General features: G+C 67.7%; 10 protein-coding genes and 1 pseudogene. 6 read left to right on the top strand and 5 right to left on the bottom strand.

Going from position 1 to position 20125, the window contains the following annotated elements:
- Window positions 1-646: 646 nt before the first annotated feature.
- Window positions 647-2386 carry a DUF2339 domain-containing protein gene (locus tag F5544_RS44550; RefSeq protein WP_238846991.1) on the top strand — a complete coding sequence of 580 codons (1740 nt, stop codon included), beginning with the start codon at window positions 647-649 and terminating at the stop codon, window positions 2384-2386.
- Between the two features lie 537 nt (window positions 2387-2923).
- Here F5544_RS44550 and F5544_RS44545 read toward each other — a convergent pair.
- Window positions 2924-3562 carry a DUF4097 family beta strand repeat-containing protein gene (locus F5544_RS44545; protein ID WP_167478688.1) on the bottom strand — a complete coding sequence of 213 codons (639 nt, stop codon included), beginning with the start codon at window positions 3560-3562 and terminating at the stop codon, window positions 2924-2926.
- 207 nt (window positions 3563-3769) lie between these two features.
- Between F5544_RS44545 and F5544_RS44540 the strand changes: the two genes are divergently transcribed.
- Window positions 3770-5290, top strand: coding sequence for a DUF6301 family protein (locus F5544_RS44540; protein WP_167478687.1), 1521 nt, complete (start codon window positions 3770-3772; stop codon window positions 5288-5290).
- A gap of 2991 nt (window positions 5291-8281) precedes the next feature.
- On the opposite strand, the pseudogene F5544_RS44535 reads toward F5544_RS44540, so the two are convergent.
- The 4 genes and pseudogenes from F5544_RS44535 to F5544_RS44520 all read right to left on the bottom strand — a co-directional run.
- Window positions 8282-10609 (bottom strand): annotated as a pseudogene (locus F5544_RS44535) (MMPL family transporter); the annotation flags it as partial.
- Window positions 10610-11335, bottom strand: a complete 726-nt coding sequence (locus tag F5544_RS44530) for an NYN domain-containing protein (protein ID WP_174867531.1) — start codon at window positions 11333-11335, stop codon at window positions 10610-10612. It abuts the pseudogene before it with no gap.
- Window positions 11332-12144 carry a tRNA (guanosine(46)-N7)-methyltransferase TrmB gene (trmB, locus tag F5544_RS44525; RefSeq protein WP_167478685.1) on the bottom strand — a complete coding sequence of 271 codons (813 nt, stop codon included), beginning with the start codon at window positions 12142-12144 and terminating at the stop codon, window positions 11332-11334. Before trmB ends, F5544_RS44530 begins: the two co-directional genes overlap by 4 nt.
- 48 nt (window positions 12145-12192) lie before the next feature.
- Window positions 12193-13539 carry a lipase family protein gene (locus F5544_RS44520; RefSeq protein WP_167478684.1) on the bottom strand — a complete coding sequence of 449 codons (1347 nt, stop codon included), beginning with the start codon at window positions 13537-13539 and terminating at the stop codon, window positions 12193-12195.
- Between the two features lie 173 nt (window positions 13540-13712).
- On the opposite strand from F5544_RS44520, the gene F5544_RS44515 reads away from it, so the two are divergent.
- The 4 genes from F5544_RS44515 to F5544_RS44500 all read left to right on the top strand — a co-directional run bounded on the left by F5544_RS44515 (window position 13713) and on the right by F5544_RS44500 (window position 20059).
- Entirely contained in the window at window positions 13713-14495 is a 783-nt protein-coding gene (locus tag F5544_RS44515; RefSeq protein WP_167478683.1) for an SDR family oxidoreductase, read from the top strand.
- A gap of 51 nt (window positions 14496-14546) precedes the next feature.
- Window positions 14547-15686 (top strand): hypothetical protein, encoded by a 1140-nt coding sequence (locus F5544_RS44510; protein ID WP_238846990.1) that lies wholly within the window; start codon window positions 14547-14549, stop codon window positions 15684-15686.
- A 625-nt stretch (window positions 15687-16311) separates the two neighbouring features.
- Window positions 16312-17946, top strand: a complete 1635-nt coding sequence (locus tag F5544_RS44505) for a hypothetical protein (RefSeq protein ID WP_238846989.1) — start codon at window positions 16312-16314, stop codon at window positions 17944-17946.
- A 280-nt stretch (window positions 17947-18226) separates the two neighbouring features.
- On the top strand, window positions 18227-20059 hold the full coding sequence (locus F5544_RS44500; protein WP_167478682.1) for a phosphoenolpyruvate carboxykinase (GTP): 1833 nt from the start codon (window positions 18227-18229) through the stop codon (window positions 20057-20059).
- Window positions 20060-20125: the final 66 nt, after the last annotated feature.

Genomic DNA, 20125 nt, shown 5'->3' with positions numbered 1-20125 from the left:
AGTACCCGACACCCACCCAGGGGTTTCTACTCATGTTTTCGATCCGGCTCCGGCCGAGTATCGAGACATGACCACATCTATCGATCCGGCGCTCATTACTCGGCTGTCCGGTGAATTCACCGCGCTGGGCACGCAGATGGGTGTACTCGGCCGCGACCTGGAATTACTCCGATGCCAGCTTGCGACGGAAAGCAATGCGGTACAGAGTACTTCGTCCGAATCGGCGGAACGGTTCTATGCCCGGCCGGATATTCCGGCGGAAGGTCGGGATCACGATTCGGCACCAGAGGGTGCGTCGTCCGCCGCTGCCGCGCCTACCGGTCGCGGTTCAGCGGATAGTGCTCCGGCAGCGAGTGATTCGGATGGTTCGGCGCCAGGTAGGTCCGCAGCAGGGACCTGTGGTGCGCCGGACCCCGCGGTTGCACCCGCCGATCGTGGCTCGATGCTTCCGGGCGGCGTGGCATCGCCGGTTCCGATCCGGGACACACCGGTAATGCCGGTGACTGCGGGTGCACCTGGTGCGGAAGGCCGCCCGCCTGTAAATGTTTCGGGTGCGGGTATGGCGGCGGGGGCTTCAGGGGCATCGGGTGGCGGTCCGATGTCGCGTCCCGGTTCGGCTGGTGGTGCCGGGGTTCCGGGTGCGGGTATGGCGTCGGGAGCGGCGGCCGGTGCTTCGATTCCGCAGCCGGGTTCCGTTGCGGGCGTCCCGGTTTCGGGTTGGGGGCAGATGGCCGGTGCCCCGGTCGGGCTTTGGGGTGTGCAGCGGCCGATGCCGCCGGTGCGGCGGGAGCCGCGGACGCCTTGGTGGCAGCGGGACGGGGTGATCAGTCGGCTGCTCGCGGTTGCCGGTGTTGCGGTGACGTTGATCGGTGTAGTGATGCTGCTGGTTTTGGCGGCGCAGGCCGGATTCTTCGGGCCAGTGTTGAGAGTGGTTGCCGGAGCGGTCTTTTCGGTGGGGCTTCTCGCGGTGGGTATGCGGGTCTTCGGGCGGGCCGGTGGACGAACCGGCGGAATCGCGTTGGCGGCCACCGGTATTGCGGGGGCCTACCTGGAAGTGGTTGCGGTGACCGCCATCTACCACTGGGTTCCCGCCGAACTCGGGCTCGTGTTGGCCCTGATGGTTGCCGCGGGCGGTGTTGCGCTCGCGATGCGTTGGGGCGCACAGGCATTGGCGGTTCTGGTGGTATCGGGTGCGGCGCTGCTGTCGCCCGCGCTCACCGGGGAGTTGGTACTGCTCGCCTTCCTCATCGTGCTGCAGGGGGCGTTCCTGCCGGTGCAGCTGCGCCGCGACTGGCCGTTGCTGCATATCGCCCGCACACTGCCGGTGGCGTTGGGCGTGCTCTTCTACATGGCCGGAACCGCATTCGAAACACCGGGGCGTGACCGTCTGTACTGGTTGCTGGCCGCCGCCGTCGCGGTCGCGGCGATCGGTTTGATCGGCGCGCTGCTCGCGGTACGCACGCGGCCCCGGGACTTCACGGCCACCGCGGCATTCGCGCTGTCCACGCTGCCGCTACTGGCCGCACCCGCGCTGTTCGATGCGGCGACCGCGGCCATCGTCTCGGGGAGCTTCGCGGCGGTGCTGCTCGCACTCGCGGCAGCCAGCTTCGTCACGAAACTGGCTGCGTCACTGAGGATTCCGGCGCATACGACCGTCGTCGCCGCGATAGCGGGTTCCTTCGCCCTGTTCGAGGCGTGCCTCGGCGTCACCAGGGTGCAGACCCTTCCGATCGCCCTATTCCTCGTCGCCCTCGGCTATTTCGCCATCGCCGGACAGCTGCACGCCAAGGTGCCTGCCGCCATCGGCATTGCCTTCGCGGCGCTCGGCGCGATGCTGTTCGTCGGCCAGGCATCGCCCGCGACCCTCGCCTCCCAGCATCTCGCGTCCGAGAACCTCGGAATCTCCACCGCGCTCGCCGCGGTCCTCGCCTTGGCCGTCGCCGCCACCGCGCTGTGGTCCCTGCGCAGGCTGCCGGGTGTGGCGGACCCCGGCACCGAATCCGGTCTCTGGATCACCGCCAGCCTCACCGGCCTGTACGCGGTGACCGCCGCGACGGTCTCCCTCGGTGTCGCCAGTGCCACCAGGGACGGTTTCCGCATCGGCCACACCGCCGCCACCATTCTGTGGATGATCGCTGCCACCGCCGCCCTCCTCTTCGGTCTGCGCATGCTCGCGCACTCCGCCGCCCTCGCCAAAACCGCTTTGGTCTCCGGGCTTTTGGTCACCGCGGCGGCATTGGCCAAGCTGTTCCTCTTCGACCTCGCCACCCTCGACGGCCTCCTGCGCGCCGCCGCCTTCCTGGTAGTCGGCGTCCTCCTACTGCTCGCGGGCACCCGCTACGCCCGCGCCTTCGCCGACGCGAACAACGATTCGGCTCGCAATTGACGCTGTGGGCAAGTAGCCGGGACTGTCGCATCCCGTCTTCGAGCCGAACACTCGATGCGAGAGGTACGGGGTGCGGTAACCGACGCGCATGCCGCCGACACGCCGCGGCTTCGTTCCACCGCGCCAATTAGCTTCTGGCACAGGCGATTACCTGTGCCAGAAGCTAGTTGCTATGCATTAATGGGTTGCCTACTGGAGCAAAGGTGAAGCGGGACGGGGTGCGATCCAGTCGGCCTAGGCGGACAAAACCAGCAGAGATAGGCGGAAAACCCGCGGAAATCGTCTGGTTTTGTCCGTTCAGGCCGGATGCTACAGCGCTGGTACGGATATCGGCCTCACTCCGGATGCGAAACCGGACCGCCGCATGCCAACGCATCCCGCGTCTACCTGGGGCAATCCAGCCGTCGTAGTGGCGTAACCGCCTACCTGCCATACCGATTCGTCCCCGATTCCGGTCACCGCGATACGGTGCCATCGAGTAACGGATGCGTGCTCTAGGCGAGTGCCTCGCACGGGAACTCGCCCCGACAACGGTCATCAGGCGGTCGCGTGCCGGATGATGACGTTGCCGAACGAGTTTCGCGCATACACCTGCACGGTGTCCCCGTTTCCCTTCGACGGATCGACCGGTTGCATCAGGTTCTGCACGCTGCCGTGCGCGTTGACCTCCAACTGCGCCGCGCTCCCCGCGCTGATACCGATCTCCAGCTCGCCCGTCGACGTCTCCAGCCGGAGCACGCCGCGCGACGCCTCGCCGATGCGAATATCGCCCTTCGAGGTCTTCGCGGTCACCGAACCGAGTGGACGCTCGACGATGATGTCGCCCGCGGCGACCTCCAGCTCGCACTCGCCGAGCTCGCCGGAGCCCAGCAGTCGGCCCATGCTGGTGCTGCCCTGGAAGCCGGAGCCGGCCGGCACCTCGATGACCACCTCGATGGTCGGGTTGCCGCCGAAGGGGCTGTAGGTCCGCCAGTCCTTCGGCGTCTGCACGGTCAGCTTGCCCGCGGCGAAATCGACCTTGGCCTGCTCGGCGGCCCGCACGTCACTCTTCTTGGACTCGTCGGCGGGCCGGACCTCGACAACGGTGTCGGTGCGGTCGGAGGCGATCACGGTGACGTTGCCGGACAGCACGTCGACGGCGACGGCGATCGGATCCGAGGTCTGGAACTTGTACATGGCTGAACTCCCTTGGTGTGAATCGGTGGGAACCGCACTCGCTGTGCCGTTCATGTGGATTACTTTCGCCAGCCCCGCTGACAGCGGGCCGACAGCGACCTGACATGCCGACTGACACGGCGCTCAGCCTTCCCAAGGGTGGCGAAGGGACACTACGAAAGGCATTGCCCTGCAATATCTGTCGGGCATCCGGGTTATGGTCACCGCGTGCTGGAGAGTTCTTGGACGGATACGGCGGGCGCGGTTGCCGTCGTATCCGAGGCGGCCGAATTCGACTGGACCTGGGCGAGAGGCGATATCGACCGTTTCTGCTCCCGGATGGGTTGGGAGGAACCACGGGAGTGGTGGGACGATCGCGCGATCTGGTGGGCGCGCACCGATATCGAGATCGAAGATGCGGTCGCCACGTTCCGGCTCGTCGGTGATCGGCTGATCTCCGTCACCGTGCCTGTATCCGAAAATGGTCGTGGTGCTGGCGAATTCGGTGCTGACGCGGTATCGGGCACGGTTGCCGCGCTGGTCGAGGAATTCGACGAGCCGACGGCGGAGTGGATTTCGGCCCGCTACGGCCCGAGCTGGGATTTCGGCAGCGTTGTCGCCGGAGTAGTGCACGGCGCCGCCATCGATGTCGTGCTGGTGAGCCCGATGGAGCAGAACCACTGGATCGAATATCGGGACTGGCGCGAGGATATCCGGACCCGCGCCGCAGAACGGCTGGGGGATAAGGAGATTTGTTTCACCGATGCGGTGTCGGGGCTCCTGCGAGCCGAGTTCGGCGCGTGGTCGCGTGCCGAGATCGATGCGACCCTGGCCGGGCTCGGGCTGAAATCCGATGACCCGTCGGGTAAGAGGTCCGACATTACCGTCGAGCCCGCCGATGACGAGCAACGCGCCGCATTCGGCTACGGCGAGACAGCGTACCTGGAACTAGCCCATGGGTGCTCAGACATATTGCTGGACAATGTATTCCAGACAATATTCGCAACCTGTCGAGAACTGCTCGGCGTCCCGGATCTGATCGGTGGGGGCGCAGATTTATTTGTAATCTGGAACGGTGCGGACACCACCGTAGAACTCACCCGTCGCGCCAGCCGCTATGGTTACGGCGCCATGGGGGTCGCTGTGCGATTATCGCCGACCGACCCGACGCAGAATTGGCTGGCACACGAGGCCGCCGCGCTCGAGGGCGACGACTACGACGACTACGACAGCTACGACGAATGCCACTACGACTACTACAACCCGGACCCGCACCAGCGATGGCACTTCCGGCCCGATCCCGCCCGCCCGGTGCGTCCGCACTTCGGACGCGCCACCGACCCCACCTGGGCGGTCAACAAATGGGACCACTTCGCCGACAATCTGCGACTGCTGTTCGATTCATTCGCCGATGAGCTGCGGTTCGTCCCCGATATAGACGAAATCGGCTGGGCGATCGGCATATACGACGAATTGGCACCAATCGCGCACGGCTGGTTCTCCGCAACGGGCTGCGGCGTACACACCTACGACGCAGGCGGCCTCCGCACCTGGACTTACCCGGCCGAGCGCCTATCCGGCCGATTGGTGGCGAACAAAGCCATAACCGCGATCCGCGCCCCCGGCACGATGCCGAAAGAACTGTGGTGCGAGGCCTGGCTCCCCGGCCGACCGCACGGATTCACCGCTATCCGCTTCGGGACGCGCGGCGATCGGCCCGCGGCGCGGGACCTACCACTGCACTGGTAGCCCGGCGTACTCGCCGTCTTCGCGGCGGCGCGGCAGGAGCTGTGGTGCGAGGTCTGGCGCCGGTCGACCGCAGGGCTTCGCCGGGATCCAGTTCGAGGTACGTGGCGATCGGCATACGGCCGGGGCTGCCGCTGGGTGTAGCCCGGCTTATTCGTCGTTTTCGCGGCGGCGCGGCAGCTCGTTGACCTGACTGTGCGTCCATCGCCGCTATGGTGCGAGGCCTGGTCCCCGCCGACCGCAGGGCTTCACCGAGATCCGGCGCGGGGTGCTGGCGATCGGCAGACGGTCCGGGCTGCCGCCGGTGTAGCCCGGCCTATTCGTCGTTTTCGCGGCGGCGCGGCAGGAGCGTGGTGCGCGGCCTGGCCCTCGGCCGACCACCGGGGTCTGTTCGGGGTGCGCGGCATCGGCCTGCGGCGCGGGGAACTACCACTGGACTGTTAGCCCGGCCTGTTCATCATTTTCGCGGCGGCGCGGCAGGAGCTGTGGTGCGAGGCCCGGCTCCCGGTCGACCAGTAGGGTTTCGCTGGGATTCGGTTCGAGGTGTATGGCGATCGGCCGACGGCGCGGGACTGCCGCTGGTGCAGCCCGGACTATTCGTCGTTTCGCGGTGGTGGTGTCGCAGCTTGTTGACGCTGATGGAGCATCCATCGCCGCCGTGGTGCGAGGTCTGGCTCTGCGGCCGACCGCAGGGCTTCACCGAGATCCGGCTCGGGGTGCGCGGCGATCGGCAGACGGCCTGGCCTATTCGTCGTTTTCGCGGCGGCGCAGTAGCTCGTTGACGCTGACGGTGCGGCCGTCGCCGCTGTGGTGGCGGCCCTCGTCGCGGTTGCCGATGCGGCGCCGGGACGAGCGTAGTTCGGCCATCCAGTTCTCGATGCTGCTGCGGCTGGTGTCCGGGCCATTGTCTGGATCGGTGGGTGCGCGATGCGAGGGGCGCTCGGTGGACTCCGGCGTCTGCCGGGTGTCGTCGACGGCCGGCGTCGGCTGCGAGGGTGGCCCCATCGGCGCGGTGGAATCCGTTGGCGGCGTCACGGTGCGCGGCGGCAACACTCGCGCGGTCGGATCCGGCTGCCGCATCCGCGAATCCGATTCCGGCGCCCCAGAATTCGGTGGCAGTACCCGCGCGCCCGGATCACCGGCGGCATTGCGGCCGAAGTCCGACGGTGCGCTCGACCGGCCACTCGAATCAACACCTGGCCTGACTTGCGGCGGCACCCCGCGCGAAATATCGTCGCGGGCCGCGGAATTCGGTGGCGACACCCGCTCGCCGGGGCCGGTCGGCTGCGGAGCGGAGCCTGGCCGGTCGGAGTTCTGCGCGCTATAGGCCTGGTTTTGCGCGCTGTGCGCCTGCTGGCCGAAGTGCGTGCCCCCAGATGAATTCGGTGGCAGCACGCGCGCGGCCGGATTACTCGGCTGCGGTGCGGAGCCGAGCGCATCGGGACCCGCTTCGCTGTAGGCCTGATTCTGTGCGCTGTACGCCTGCGGCTGGCCAAGGTGTGAATTCGGCTCTGCGGCGGACGGATTCGGCGGTAGTACCCGTGTGCTCGGGTCGATCGGCTGTGGTGCGGAATCGGGCGCCAGTGCGCTGTAGGCCTGGTTCTGCGCGCTGTACGCCTGCGGCTGGCCGAGGCGTGAATTCGGCTCTGCGGCGGACGGATTCGGCGGTAGTACCCGTGTGCTCGGGTCGATCGGCTCCGGGGCCGACCCGAGCCGGTCGGGGTTCTGCGCGCTGTAGGCCTGCGGTCGCCCGAGGTGCGTACCCGGCTCCACGGCCGGTGAATTGGGAGGCAGCACGCGCGAGGTGGAATCTAACGGCTGTGGTGCGGACGTATTGCGCGGCACCGGCGGATGTGGTGACGGCGCGACTCGCCGTTCCGCGCCAGGCGCGGAGTAGGTGCCCCGCGAAATATCCTCGCGGGGAGCGGAATTCGGCGGCAGCACCCGCGCGGCGGGGTCGATCGGCTGCGGTGCGGAGGTGGGGCGTGGTGGCTCCGCACTGTAGGTCAGTGGCTGATCGAGGCGGGAAACGGGTTCCCCGGCAGGCGGATTCGGCGGCATCACCCGCGGCCCGCTCGAATCGCCAAGGGGCATAGGTGGAATCGGCGCGGGCGCGACGGTCCGCGGCGGAACAGGGGGCCTGCTCGATCCGGCAGGCAGCACTCTGGGCGCGGACCCGGCCGGATCGGGATCCGACGGCGACTCCCACGCGTTGAATTCGGTCGGCCCCGACTCGGTGTGGCCGAATACGACTGGGCCCGGTTCGGCGCCGCGATTGAACTCGGCTGGCCCCGACTCGGCACCTCGGCTGAACTCGGCTGGCCCGGACTCGGCACCTCGGCTGAACTCGCCCGATCCTGATTCGACGCCGCGATTGAATTCGGTCGGCCCCGGCTCAGACCCGCGATTGAATGCAGATGCCCCCAATTCGGCACCGCGTTCGAACGCGGCTGGCCCCGACTCGGCACCGCGGTTGAACGCGGCTGGCCCCGCCTCGGTACCCCGGCTGAACTCGCCCGGCCCTGACTCGAGCCCGCGATTGAATGCAGATGCCCCTGATTCGGCACCCCGGCTGAACTCGCCCGGCCCTGACTCGAGCCCGCGATTGAATGCGGCTGGCCCCGGCTCGGCACCGCGATCGAATCCGGGCGCCCCTGACTCGGAACCGTAGTTGAACTCGGGCTGCCCCGAGACCCCCCGGGTCGTCCCCGATCCAGTACCGCGGTTGAAAGATGACTGCTCAGATTCAGCACCCCGGTCGAACCCGGACGCTCCCGACTCACCACCCTGCGTGAACTCCGACGGCAACCGCAGGAACTCCGTTGCCGGAAAACCCGATTCATCCGACTCGAAGTCCCCGGACCCCGGCGAGCCGAATTCACCATCGGAGCCCTGCACACCCGAGTCCGCGGATCCGGACTCACCCAACGCCTGCGGTGGCATCGGCCGCGTCGGATCGTGTTTGGTCACCGCGTTTTTCAGGTTGGGGAAGTGCACCGTCGGCGCGCCCGCCTCGATTTCCTCGACGGTGCGCGGCCGGTGCGGCGTTTTGCGCGTGGTCTTCAACGCGGGCATCACCGTGGTAACCGGATCGGTCACGGGTGTGGTCTTCACCAGGTCGACCAGCTCGGCATTGCCGGGCAGTTCGTCGTCGAGGATCGGCTCGCCGAGCCCGATCTTCTCCTGGATCTTCTTCATCCACTTCGGCGCCCACCAGCAGTCGTCGCCGAGCAGCTTCATCGTCGCGGGCACCAGCAGCATGCGCAGCAGCGTCGCGTCGATGAAGAGCGCGGCGACCATGCCGTACGCGAGGTACTTCATCATCACCAGCTTGGAGAACGCGAACGCGCCGGTGACGACGAGCAGGATCAGCGCGGCCGCGGTGATGATGTTGCCGGTGTGCGCGGTACCGGCGCGGACGGCCTCGGTGGTGGACGCGCCCCTGGTCCGCGCCTCGACCATGCGAGACAGCAGGAACACCTCGTAGTCGACCGAAAGTCCGTAGACCACCGCCATGATCAGCACCAGCACCGGCGACATGATCGGCTGCGGGGTGAAGTTGAGCAGGCCCGCGCCGTGCCCGTCGACGAAGATCCAGGTCAGGATGCCGAGGGTGGAGCCGAGCCCGAGCGCGCTCATCAGCGCGGCCTTGATCGGCAGCACCAGCGAGCCGAAGGTGAGGAACATCAGCAGCGTGGTCACCAAGACGACCAGCGCGATCATTCCCGGCATTCGGTGCAGCAGCGTGTTGATGCTGTCCTGCTGGATGGCGGGCTGCCCGCCGACGTAGACCTGCACATCGTCGGGTACGTCCATCGAGCGCAGGAATTCGATGGTGGGTCCGGCGTTATCGGAGTCGACGAGCGTCGCGGTGGTCTGATAAACGGTCTTGTCCGTGGTGGACGGCGACGGCGTCCCGAACGGACCGGCGGAGCCCGGCGCCGTGATCAGCCCCGGCGCCTGCTGGGCCTCGCGCCACACCTGTCCGACGTCATTGCTGTTGTCGGACACCATGACCAGCTGGATCGGGTCGGTCTTCTTCAGCGGGAAGACCTTGTAGAAGTTCGCCAGCGAGACCCGAACCGGATCGTCGGGCGGCAGATAACGTTCGTTGATGCCGCCGAAGGCCAGGTTCTTGACCGGGATGATCAACAGCAGCAGCACGATGCAGAGCGGAATGGCGATCTTCAGCGGATGCTGCATCACCCAGCGCGTCGACTTGCCCCAGATGCCGTTCTCGACCTCTTCGGCGGTCTTGGTCTTGCGGAATCGCTTGAGCCCCAGCATGTCCACGCGCTTGCCGAGGATGCTCAGCATGGCGGGCAGGATGGTGAGCGCGGTGAGCGCCGCGAGCGCGACGGTGGCGATGGAACCGTAGGCGATCGACTTCAGGAAGCCCTGCGGGAACAGCAGCATGCCGCCGAGGCTGGCGATGATCATCGTCGCGGAGAACACCACGGTGCGGCCCGCGGTCATCACCGATCGGCGCACCGCGGCCCGGGTGTCGTACCCCTCGGCGAGCTCCTCGCGGAATCGGCTCACGATGAACAGGCCGTAGTCGATCGCGAGACCGAGGCCGATCATCGAAACGACGTTGCCGACAAAGGAGTTCACCTCGGTGAACCGGGTGATCAACATGACGATGCCGTTGGCGCCGATGACGGTGAGCCCGCCGACGATCAACGGCATGGCGGCCGCGACGATGCCGCCGAAGATGAAGAACAGCAGGACCGCGACGGCCGGGATGGCGATGACCTCCATGCGCCGCGCATCGCTGGCGATGGTGTCGTTGAGTGTGCCCGCCACCGCCTGCAGACCGGTGACCTGTACGTCGACGCCCGGAATGTAGAAGACGTCCTTCACTTTCCGGAAGTTGCGCACCATATCGGTGTCGTTGTCGCCGACGATGGCGACGGAGGCGAAGGCGTACTTCTTGTCCTTGGTGCCGAAGGTCGACGGGACCGACGCGCCGGTGTTCGTCCGCCAGTAAGCGCCGTTGACCTTGGCGATCTGGTCCGGGTAATCCTTGGGCAGGCTGTTCAGGTTGTCGACGATCTTGCGACTCCACTCGGGGTCGTCGATCGTCTTACCGTCCGGCGCCGTGTACAGCAGGATCACATCGCTGTTGTGATCGCGGCCGAACGCGGCGTCGGCGATATGGGCCGCCTTCGATGACTCCGAGGTGGGGTCGTCCCAACCGCTGGAGCTGAGGTGGTCTTCCAGGCCGAGACCGTATCCGCCCAGCGCGAGCAGGGCGGCAACGACGACGCCGATGACGGCGAAGCGCAGCTTGTAGACCAGATCGCCCCAGCGTGTGAACACTTAAGCGACTCCTTGCGCGGGGCGTGAGGTGAGCAGCGCCGACAGCGGCCGGAACGGCTGCAGCCAGGCGCCTTCGTCGGGCAGCGAGTCGAGGCTGACCCGGGGCAGCGGTTCGCGGAACACGCCCGGGATGTCCTCGAGGTCGATGAATTCGAGGGTATCGGATGTGACGGCCCAACTCGCGTGCTCGCGGAAGCCGAGCACCTGTACCGGAATTCCGGCGGCGGCGATCGCCTCCAGCGGTTCCCGGAAGGCCTGCCCGTCGGCGGAGGCGACCATGATGCCTGCCAATCCGGCACCGCGGCGGCGTAGTTCGATATGTGCGAGCATGTCCGCGTCGACGTCGGAGTCCTCGTCGATCTTGGGTTTGGCGAATACCGCGTAGCCGACGTTGCGCAGCGCCTCGACCCATGGCCGCACCACGTCGGCGGTGCCGGGGGCGATATTGGTGAAGACGGTGGCCTCGGGTTCGACGCGGGTCGGGCTGCCGACGGATAGTTCGGCGGTGCGGGCGAGTAGCCAGCGGCCGAGCGCGTCGAAGCGGGGCCGGTAGGCGGCGGTGGGCCGCCCACCCAGGATGGCGCCGAGGCCCATGTCCAGGTTGGGTGCGTCCCACACCAGCAGAACGCGCCGCACGTCGGGTGTGGGGTTCATACCTTCCGGTACGGTTCCGTGCACCTCCCCGGCAACATCGACCACCTCGTGGGCCATCTCACTGACACTCATATGTCGATCTTCCCCCATATGAGTTCGGTGATAGCGCTTCCGGCGCGATGTGCCTTGCCCTCGAATTTCGTGACGGGCCTTTCGAAGCCGATCGGGGCGGTGTCCCGATGCTCGGCGCTGACCCCGCCCGTGGTCTCGTTCAGGCCGATGAGCTGGGGTTCCGCCGATCCGACCTCGAGAATCTGCTCGGCGTAATCGGCATGGTCGGTCGCTACGTGCAACACGCCGCCGGGGCGGAGCCGACTCGCGATCAATTTCACCGTCGCCGGCTGCAGAAGTCTGCGCTTGTGGTGCCGCGCCTTGGGCCACGGGTCGGGAAAGAACACTCGGACGCCGGTTAGCGATTGCTCAGCAATCATATTTTCCAGGACGTCGACCGCGTCGCCGCGCAGTAGTCGGATATTCGGGATCCGCTCCCGCTCGACCCGCTGCACCAACTGCGCCAGACCCGGCTGGTACACCTCGATGCCGATGAGGTTCAGGTGCGGTTCCGCCTGCGCCATGGCCGCCGTCGCCGTGCCGGTGCCACAACCGATCTCGATGACCAGCGGGGCCTCCCGGCCGAACCAGGCCGCGGCGTCGAGCGGCTCGTCGGCCACTTCGCGACCGATCGACGGCCACATCCGGTCCCACGATTGCTGCTGGGTCGCGGTCAGCGCGCCCCTGCGCGAGCGGAAGCTGGTGACCCTCGGATACAGGCGAGATCCGGAACCCTGACGGCGGGCAGCGGCGGTCGGGGCCGCGGCTGTGGACGGCTGGCCCGGAACCGACTCGGCAGTGTGGTTGGCGGCGTCGTTCACGGCGTCCATTGTCCAGCATTCGCCGACCAGCGCCGCAATCGACTGTCTCCTCGCCGCTCAGGCCGCGCGAACGCGGGAGATCCGCGCCACCGGAGCCGACTCCTGGCGCAGCGGCCTACCGAGCGCGCACAGCACCGCCGTCGTGGCCATCTCCCACAGACCACGCACCCCGGCGGGCGAGGCGACGACCGACCACACCGTTCGCGTCTCCTCGTCGCTCACCGGTTGCCCGGCCAATCGCTCGTTCAGCCAATCCAGGCTCATCGGGGTGGCCAACGGCAACAGCGAGAAGTGTTCGCTGAGCCGGTCGCGCACATAGCTGACGATCGCACCGCCGCGCCGATACCGGTCGACCTGGCCGTCGATGCCGTCCATATGAATGACCTGATCGTGCACCGGCTGCACCACCAGCAGCGGACAGTCCGGGACCGAATTGCCGAGCCGCAGCTCGTCGAACATGGCCAGGAAGGCCGGCGCGGCAAGCACTTCGGTGAGCGGGCGGCCCAGGTAGTCGTCGAACTTCTTGCCGGTCAGGGTGAGCACGGCCAGGATCGGGTTGGTGCTTTCGGCGCGGGCGACCATCCGCAGCCCCTCGCCGGTGAGTTCGTCTTCGATCAACGCGCCGAGCGCCGGATAGAGCCTGCGCAGTGCGGCTATCACGATCGCGGGCAGACCCGCGAAGTGTGATCCGTTGAGCCGCATGAAAACCTGTCCTGGGTCGCCGACCGGCGCGCCCAATACCGCACCGGCGATATCGATTTCCGGTGCGTAGGTGGGGGCCATCTCCACCGCCCACGAGCTGGCCATCCCGCCACCGGAATAGCCCCACACCGCGACCCGGGTGCCGGAATGCAGGCCGAGCGGTTCGAAACGCAGTGCCGCCCTGATGCCGTCGAGCGCGCGGTAGCCGGGTTCGCGTGGCGCGCCGAAGTTTCCGTGCGGACCCTCGTGATCGGCGATGCTCACCGCCCAGCCGCGGCGTAGCGCATTGGCCACCAACAGCCATTCGAGCTGGGTGATCGAGCCGAGTGCGTGCGCGCCGAGCCGTAGCGCGTACGACGGTGCGCAGCGCTCGGTGACCGCGTCCATCGCGGTCTGGAAGGCCAAGAGCGGCCGGTCTTCTCGCGGATCGGCGTCCAGCGGCAGCAGCACGGTGGTGATCGCCGCCTCCGGGGTGCCGTGCAGGTCGCAACTGCGGTAGAGCAGCTGCCAGGCCGAGACCTGTTGCGGGACAATGCCGAAAAGCGCCAGCTCGATTCGCCGGGCGCGCAGGATGGTTCCCGCGGGCTTGCTGGCGAAACCCTTCGGGGGCCGATGGAACGGATCCTTGCTCGGCAGTAGGGGTTTACCTGTCGCGGGCTGCGCGATCGGTTCGGGCTCCGCATCGACGACATCGAGCGTCATCGCCACCTCCTCGTCGAATCCCGGCCCCACTCCCCATTGCCCACCGGCGTGCCGCGATCGAAAAACCAAGTCGCGCACCGGGTCTGGTAGCGACCATCCGAGTAGCGTAAGCCAGCGGCCGGTGCCGTGAAAACCCCGGACTCCCTTGGGCATACCGGCACTAGACTGCCGGTATGACCAGACCGTCTATGTTCATCACCGGCGCCGCGGCCGGGATCGGCAGGGCGACGGCACTGCTTTTCGCTGCGCAGGGGTATCGCGTCGGCGCGTACGACATAGATGAGGTCGGTCTGACTCGGCTCGCCGCAGAGATCACCGCATCCGGCGGCAGCATCCGCACCGGCGTGCTCGATGTGACGAACGCCACGCACTGGGCCGAGCGGCTGGCGGACTTCCACGCCGACGTCGGACGGCTGGACATCCTCGTCAACAACGCGGGCATCCTGCGCGCGGGTCCCTTCGAAAAGCTGGACCTGGCCGGCCACCAGGCGATCATCGATATCAACCTCGGCGGTGTCGTCATCGGGACGCACACCGCGTTCCCGTATCTGCGGGATACGCCGGGCGCGCAGGTGGTGAACCTGTGCTCGGCCTCGGCGCTATACGGCCAACCCGAGCTCGCGAGCTACGGCGCGACCAAATCGGCGGTGAAGAGCCTCACCGAGGCGCTCGATCTCGAATGGGAGCGCCACGATATCCGGGTGATCGCGGTGTGGCCGCTGTTCGTCGGCACCGGCATGGTCGAGGGGGTCGACACCGGGACCACCAGATCGCTCGGCATCCGGCTCACCGCCGACGACGTCGCGAACGGTATCTGGTCGGCGACGAGTAAACGCGGCAGACTGCCCCGGGTGCACTATGAAATAGGCACGCAGGCAAAGGTATTGGCCACCGTGGCCAAGTACTCGCCCAACTGGGCGGTGCGCACCGTGAACAAATACTTCAGCGGCAGCTGAGCCCCCGCGACGGTTTCTGCAAGAATTGCGCAGCGTAAAGGGGGTGCAGTGATGCCGACACAGACGGGACCGGACGGGCCGATGCGCGAACGCGGGGTGCCTGGGCGTGAACACGATCAACTGGAACAGCTGCTCAACGACCTGCTGGTCGCGGGCGGTGCGGATACCCAGCTCGGCTACTACGTCGGCGCGGCCGTGAACGAGTGGCGCAAACCGCCGCGCATCCAGGTCACCGGCCGGGCGCATTCCGGCCGGACCACCGTGCTGCAGGCGCTGGCGCTCATGTCGGCGGTGGAGACCGAACCGGTGGACGCGCCGGGCAATCCGGATCCGGTGCTCGACGCCGACATCATCGTCTACGTGCTCGCGGGCACCCCGACCGCGGCGGACCGCCGGGTGCTCGGCGAACTGCCCGCCGACCGCGCGATCGTCGCGGTGAACAAGGCCGATGCGATCGGTTCGCGCTGGGCCGACGCCGTCGCCGCGGCCGATCAGATCGGCAGGGAACTCGGCGTGCCCGCCCTGCCGGTGGTCGCGTCGCTGGCCGTGCGCACCCGCGCGGGCGCGATCACCGACGCCGATCTGCGCACGCTGCGCAGGCACGCCGCGAATACCGATCCCGCACTTACCCTTTCGCCCGATCTGTTCACCGCGCGCACCGCGGGACCCGATGTCGCCGAACGCGTCGAACTACTGAATCGCTGGGATCTGTACGGCGTGGCGTGCGCGCTCACCGCGCTGCGGCACGATCCGGCGATCACCCCGCAGGCGCTGCTGCAACTCATGCACGCCGCCAGCGGTATCGACGCGCTGCACCGGCTGCTGCACCGCCGCTACGAACAGGTTCAGGCGCTGCGCGGCGGCGACCTGCTCGACGAGCTCACCCGGCTGGCCGCCCGCGCGGTACCGGTCGACGGCAGCCGCGGCCGCGCCCTGCTGGAGGACTATCTATCCGGTGACGAGGCCAGCTGGCTCGGCCTGTGCGCGGGCCTGGCCTGTCCGGCCGTCGCCCACCTGGCCGCGGGCTATCCGAGGCCCGCTCCCGACGACGCCGACGACGCGATGGTCAGGGCCGCCCGCTGGCGGGTCATCGTCTCCGGCGATATGCCGCCCGCCGCCTGCCGCGCCGCGCTGCGCGTGCACAACGGCTACGTCCGCCTATGGGATCGATTGACCAGTGCCGGACTCTGACATGAGCGCCCAGCGGCTCGACCCGCCAGCACCGGAGCGTTCGTCCGGGGCGGGGAGCCCGCCGGGTGAGCCTGTGCCGCAGTCGAATACGACGCCCTCGGAAGGTTCGGCGCGTCCCGCGGCATCGAGTGAAACCGCGCCGCCGCCGGATCACGGCCATCGCACGTCGACGTCGTCCGACAACGCGACGGATCCTGGAACGCCGGGTGGTTCTGTGCCGCAGTCGGGTTCAGCGGGCCAACCGTCGGGTGCTGACGCGTCGTCGTCCGGCTCGCCGGGTGGTTCTGTGCCGCAGTCGAATACGCCGTCCGCCGAAGGCGTGGCGCACCTCGCGGCATCGAGTCGAACCACGCCGCCGCCGGATCACGGCCATCGCACGTCGACGTCGTCGTCCGAGAACGCGACGGATCCTGGAACGTCGGGTGGGTCGGGTTCGGACGGGCCGTCCGCTGAGCGTGGGGCGGATTCCTCGCGATCGAATAGCCCTGCGCGGCAATCGGATTCCGCGACCGGATCGGATTTGTCGCCCGCATCGGCATATCCGGTCGATGAGGCGGCAGGTCAGTCGACGCCGAATCGGCCGGTGCCGCAGTCTGGTTCGAACGCGGGCGGCGCGGATCGGCCGATGATGGGAGCGCCGCTGATCAGGGCGATTACCGAACCGATCGAGCCGGGGCCGGAAGCCGCGCGTTCGGCATCGAATTCGGCTGTGCCGCAGCTTGGTTCGGGTGGCGCACCGCAGGCGCCCGGACCCAGGCCCGGACAGCCTGGCGAGTTGTCGCCGGAGATCGAAGCCGTTGTCTCGCGGTGGAATCCGCAGGGTGTCGCGCTGCTGAAGGCGGTGCGGCGCGCCGGCGACGCATCGGCGGTGACGCTGATCGGCCCCGACGACGCGAACACCACCCTATTGCGTACGGAGCTGGCCAGATATGAGCCGCGGATCGCGCTCGGCGATCCGGTGGCCGATGCGCACGCGGCGGTGGAGTCGACATCCCCGTCGGGGCAGGCCCCCGCCGCGGTCGCGCTGGTACTGCTGGACGCCGGGACGACGCTCGGCGGCGACACGCTGCGGATGCTCCAGCGGCTGCGCCAGGACGGTACGCGAATCCTGCTCGCGATGAACGGAATTCACGCACACCAGGACTGGCGTTCGGTGCGCGAGCTGAATCTCGGTCTGCTCGCGGGCGCCGGACTCGGCGATATCGACGTCCTGCCGGTCTCGGGCAGGTTGGCCGTCGCGGCCCGCGCCTCGGGCGATCCCGGCCTGATGGATCGCGCGGGCCTCGGCGCGCTGCACGCCGAACTCACGGCGGCGGCGATGGGCGCGGACGCCGCGGGAGCGGACCGTACCGCGGCGATCACCGTGCGGGTGCTGGCCGAAACCCGCAGGCGCATCGAGGATCAGATCGAACAGCTGCGCTCCGGCGGCGAGATCGCCCGCCTGCGCGAGGAGCGGGCCACCCTGCTGGCGGGCCGCGACGGCGGCCGCGCGACCTCGCTGTCGACCCTGCGCGGTCAACTCCACTTGGCACGCGTCGATCTGCTGACCGATGTCGGTGGCCGGGTGCGCGCGCTGCACACCGCGGCCCGCGGCGAACTCGATCGCCTGCGCCCCAACCGGCTCGGCGACTATCCCGACCGGCTGCAGCAGGCCGTCACCGAGCTCACCGGCCAGCTCGATGCCGAAATCGACCAGCGCCTGGCCGAATTGGCGCATCGCGTCGACGAACTGTCCCCGGCCGAACCGGCCCCCTATCGGCGTCGCGATCCGGCGCCGCGGGTCGGCCCCGATCCGGATCCGCGCCACCGCGGTGTCGAAGATCACCTCATGATCGCGCTCGGCGCCTCGGCCGGTGTCGGTCTAGGCAGGTTGCTGGTTTCGCCGTTGGCGCTGGTCCCGGCGCTCGACGTGGCCAGCGTGCCGTTCACCCTGTTGCTGGGCGCCGGTGCGGCGGCCTGGGTGGTGCGCGCCCGCGGTCAGGTCGCCGATCGCAACCACGTCCGGCAATGGGTGTCCGAGGCGTTGGTGAATGTGAAGGCCCAGCTGGAACAGCGGGTCACTACCGCGCTGGTGGAGACCGAGACCGCGTTCTCCGACCGGGTGGTTCGCGCGAGTGCCACGGCCATGGTGGAGACCGACCGCCGAATCGCCGAATTGGAGGCCAGAATACGGCGGATGGCGGCCGAACAACCGGGTCAACTGGCCGCTTGCCAGCGCGATATCGAATGCCTCGATCGCTGGGTTCCGCCGTCGGATTAGCCGGGTGGCCGGGTTCCGCCGCACCGACTGCGACGGGTGAATTCCACAACTTTGTGGTTGGCAGCACACTCGCGCGGAAATAGATACTGTGAGAAACCCGATTCCGTACCAGAGGTCACAGCGCGTTAACCTCTATTCAGGAACCTGGGCGTCCGCTTCAGTCCTTGCACGCCGCCGGTTTGGGCGCGCAATAGACGGGCCGTAGCGGGTGCCTTACCGCCAATGGTGGCACTCGATGCCGGGCCAGCATCGTGAACCGCCCATCTCAGGAGAGTTTTCAATGACCTCAGCGACCATTCCTGGTCTTCGTGGATCCGACGGCAAGGCGCCGACCGAGCACAGCGAACTACTCGCCTGGGTGCAAGAAGTAGCGGAACTCACGCAGCCGGATCGGGTGGTCTGGGCTGACGGTTCCGATGAGGAATGGGACCGGCTGACCGAGCAGCTGGTCGCCGCGGGCACTTTCAAGAAGCTCGACGAGAAGAAGAAGCCGAACTCCTTCCTCGCCCTCTCCGATCCCTCCGACGTGGCCCGGGTGGAGTCCCGCACGTACATCTGTTCCAAGACCGAGGCCGACGCGGGCCCGACCAACAACTGGGTCGATCCGGCCGAGATGCGCGCGACCATGACCGAGCTGTACCGGGGCTCGATGAAGGGCCGCACCATGTATGTGGTGCCGTTCTGCATGGGCCCGCTCGGCGCCGAGGACCCGAAGCTGGGCGTCGAGATCACCGATTCCGAGTACGTCGTGGTTTCCATGCGGGTGATGACCCGCATGGGCGCGGCCGCGATGGAAAAGCTCGGCACCGATCGCCCGTTCGTGAAGGCGCTGCATTCGGTCGGCGCCCCGCTGGCGGACGGGCAGGCCGATGTGCCGTGGCCGTGCAACGACACCAAATACATCACGCATTTCCCGGAGGATCGGGAGATCTGGAGCTACGGCTCCGGCTACGGCGGTAATGCGCTGCTAGGCAAGAAGTGCTACTCGCTGCGGATCGCCTCGGCCATGGCCCATGACGAGGGCTGGCTGGCCGAGCACATGCTGATCCTCAAGCTGATCTCCCCCGAGAACAAGGCCTACTACATCGCCGCCGCGTTCCCGAGCGCCTGCGGTAAGACCAACCTCGCGATGATCCAGCCGACGGTTCCCGGCTGGCGCGCCGAAACCCTCGGCGACGATATCGCCTGGATGCGCTTCGGCAAGGACGGCCGCCTCTACGCGGTGAACCCGGAATACGGCTTCTTCGGTGTCGCGCCGGGCACGAACCGCTCCTCCAACCCGAATGCCATGGCCACCATGGACGCGGGCAACACCGTCTACACCAACGTCGCGCTGACCGACAACAACGACGTGTGGTGGGAGGGCCTGGAGGGCGAGCCCGACCACCTGATCGACTGGAAGGGTAACGACTGGTACTTCCGCGAGACGGAAACCCTTGCCGCGCACCCGAACTCGCGTTACTGCACGCCGATGGCGCAGTGCCCGATCCTGGCGCCGGAGTGGGAGGACCCGCAGGGCGTGCCGATCTCGGCGATCCTGTTCGGCGGCCGCCGCAAGACCACCGTCCCGCTGGTGACCGAGTCGTTCGACTGGCAGCACGGCGTTTTCATGGGCGCGACGCTGTCCTCCGAGCAGACCGCCGCCGCGGAAGGCAAGGTCGGCACCGTGCGCCGCGACCCGATGGCCATGCTGCCGTTCATGGGCTACCACGTCGGCGACTACCTGGGTCATTGGATCAATATCGGCAAGAACGCCGATGCGGCGAAGCTGCCGAAGATCTTCTACGTCAACTGGTTCCGGCGCGGCGCCGACGGCCGGTTCCTGTGGCCGGGCTTCGGTGAGAACTCCCGCGTGCTGGAGTGGATCGTGGACCGCATCGAGGGCCGCGCCGAGGCCGTCGAAACCGCGATCGGCAATGTGCCCACCGCGACGCATCTGGATCTGGACGGCCTGAAGGTCGAAACCGCCGATGTGGACGAGGCTTTGGCCGTCAACGCCGACGAATGGCGCAAGGAGATCCCGCTCATCGAGGAGTGGTTCGAGTTCATCGGCGACAAGCTGCCGTCCGGTATTAGGGACGAATTCGAAGCGCTGAAGCAGCGTTTGGGCTAACCCTAACGGAATGTAAACCGCCCGCTTCGTTTTCGAACGGAGCGGGCGGTTTCGTTTGTGCACAAG

This window comes from Nocardia arthritidis, assembly GCF_011801145.1.
GTDB classification, from domain to species: domain Bacteria; phylum Actinomycetota; class Actinomycetes; order Mycobacteriales; family Mycobacteriaceae; genus Nocardia; species Nocardia arthritidis_A.
The sequence above is the reverse complement of the archived record's forward strand: the minus strand, read 5'-3'. Positions and strand labels throughout refer to the sequence as shown.

Coding starts and splice junctions, on each gene's coding strand:
- F5544_RS44550 (WP_238846991.1), top strand. CDS start 647: ATGGCGTCGGGAGCGGCGGCCGGTGCTTCGATTCCGCAGCCGGGTTCC.
- F5544_RS44545 (WP_167478688.1), bottom strand. CDS start 3,562: ATGTACAAGTTCCAGACCTCGGATCCGATCGCCGTCGCCGTCGACGTG.
- F5544_RS44530 (WP_174867531.1), bottom strand. CDS start 11,335: ATGAGTGTCAGTGAGATGGCCCACGAGGTGGTCGATGTTGCCGGGGAG.
- trmB (WP_167478685.1), bottom strand. CDS start 12,144: ATGGACGCCGTGAACGACGCCGCCAACCACACTGCCGAGTCGGTTCCG.
- F5544_RS44520 (WP_167478684.1), bottom strand. CDS start 13,539: ATGACGCTCGATGTCGTCGATGCGGAGCCCGAACCGATCGCGCAGCCC.
- F5544_RS44515 (WP_167478683.1), top strand. CDS start 13,713: ATGACCAGACCGTCTATGTTCATCACCGGCGCCGCGGCCGGGATCGGC.
- F5544_RS44510 (WP_238846990.1), top strand. CDS start 14,547: ATGCCGACACAGACGGGACCGGACGGGCCGATGCGCGAACGCGGGGTG.
- F5544_RS44505 (WP_238846989.1), top strand. CDS start 16,312: ATGATGGGAGCGCCGCTGATCAGGGCGATTACCGAACCGATCGAGCCG.
- F5544_RS44500 (WP_167478682.1), top strand. CDS start 18,227: ATGACCTCAGCGACCATTCCTGGTCTTCGTGGATCCGACGGCAAGGCG.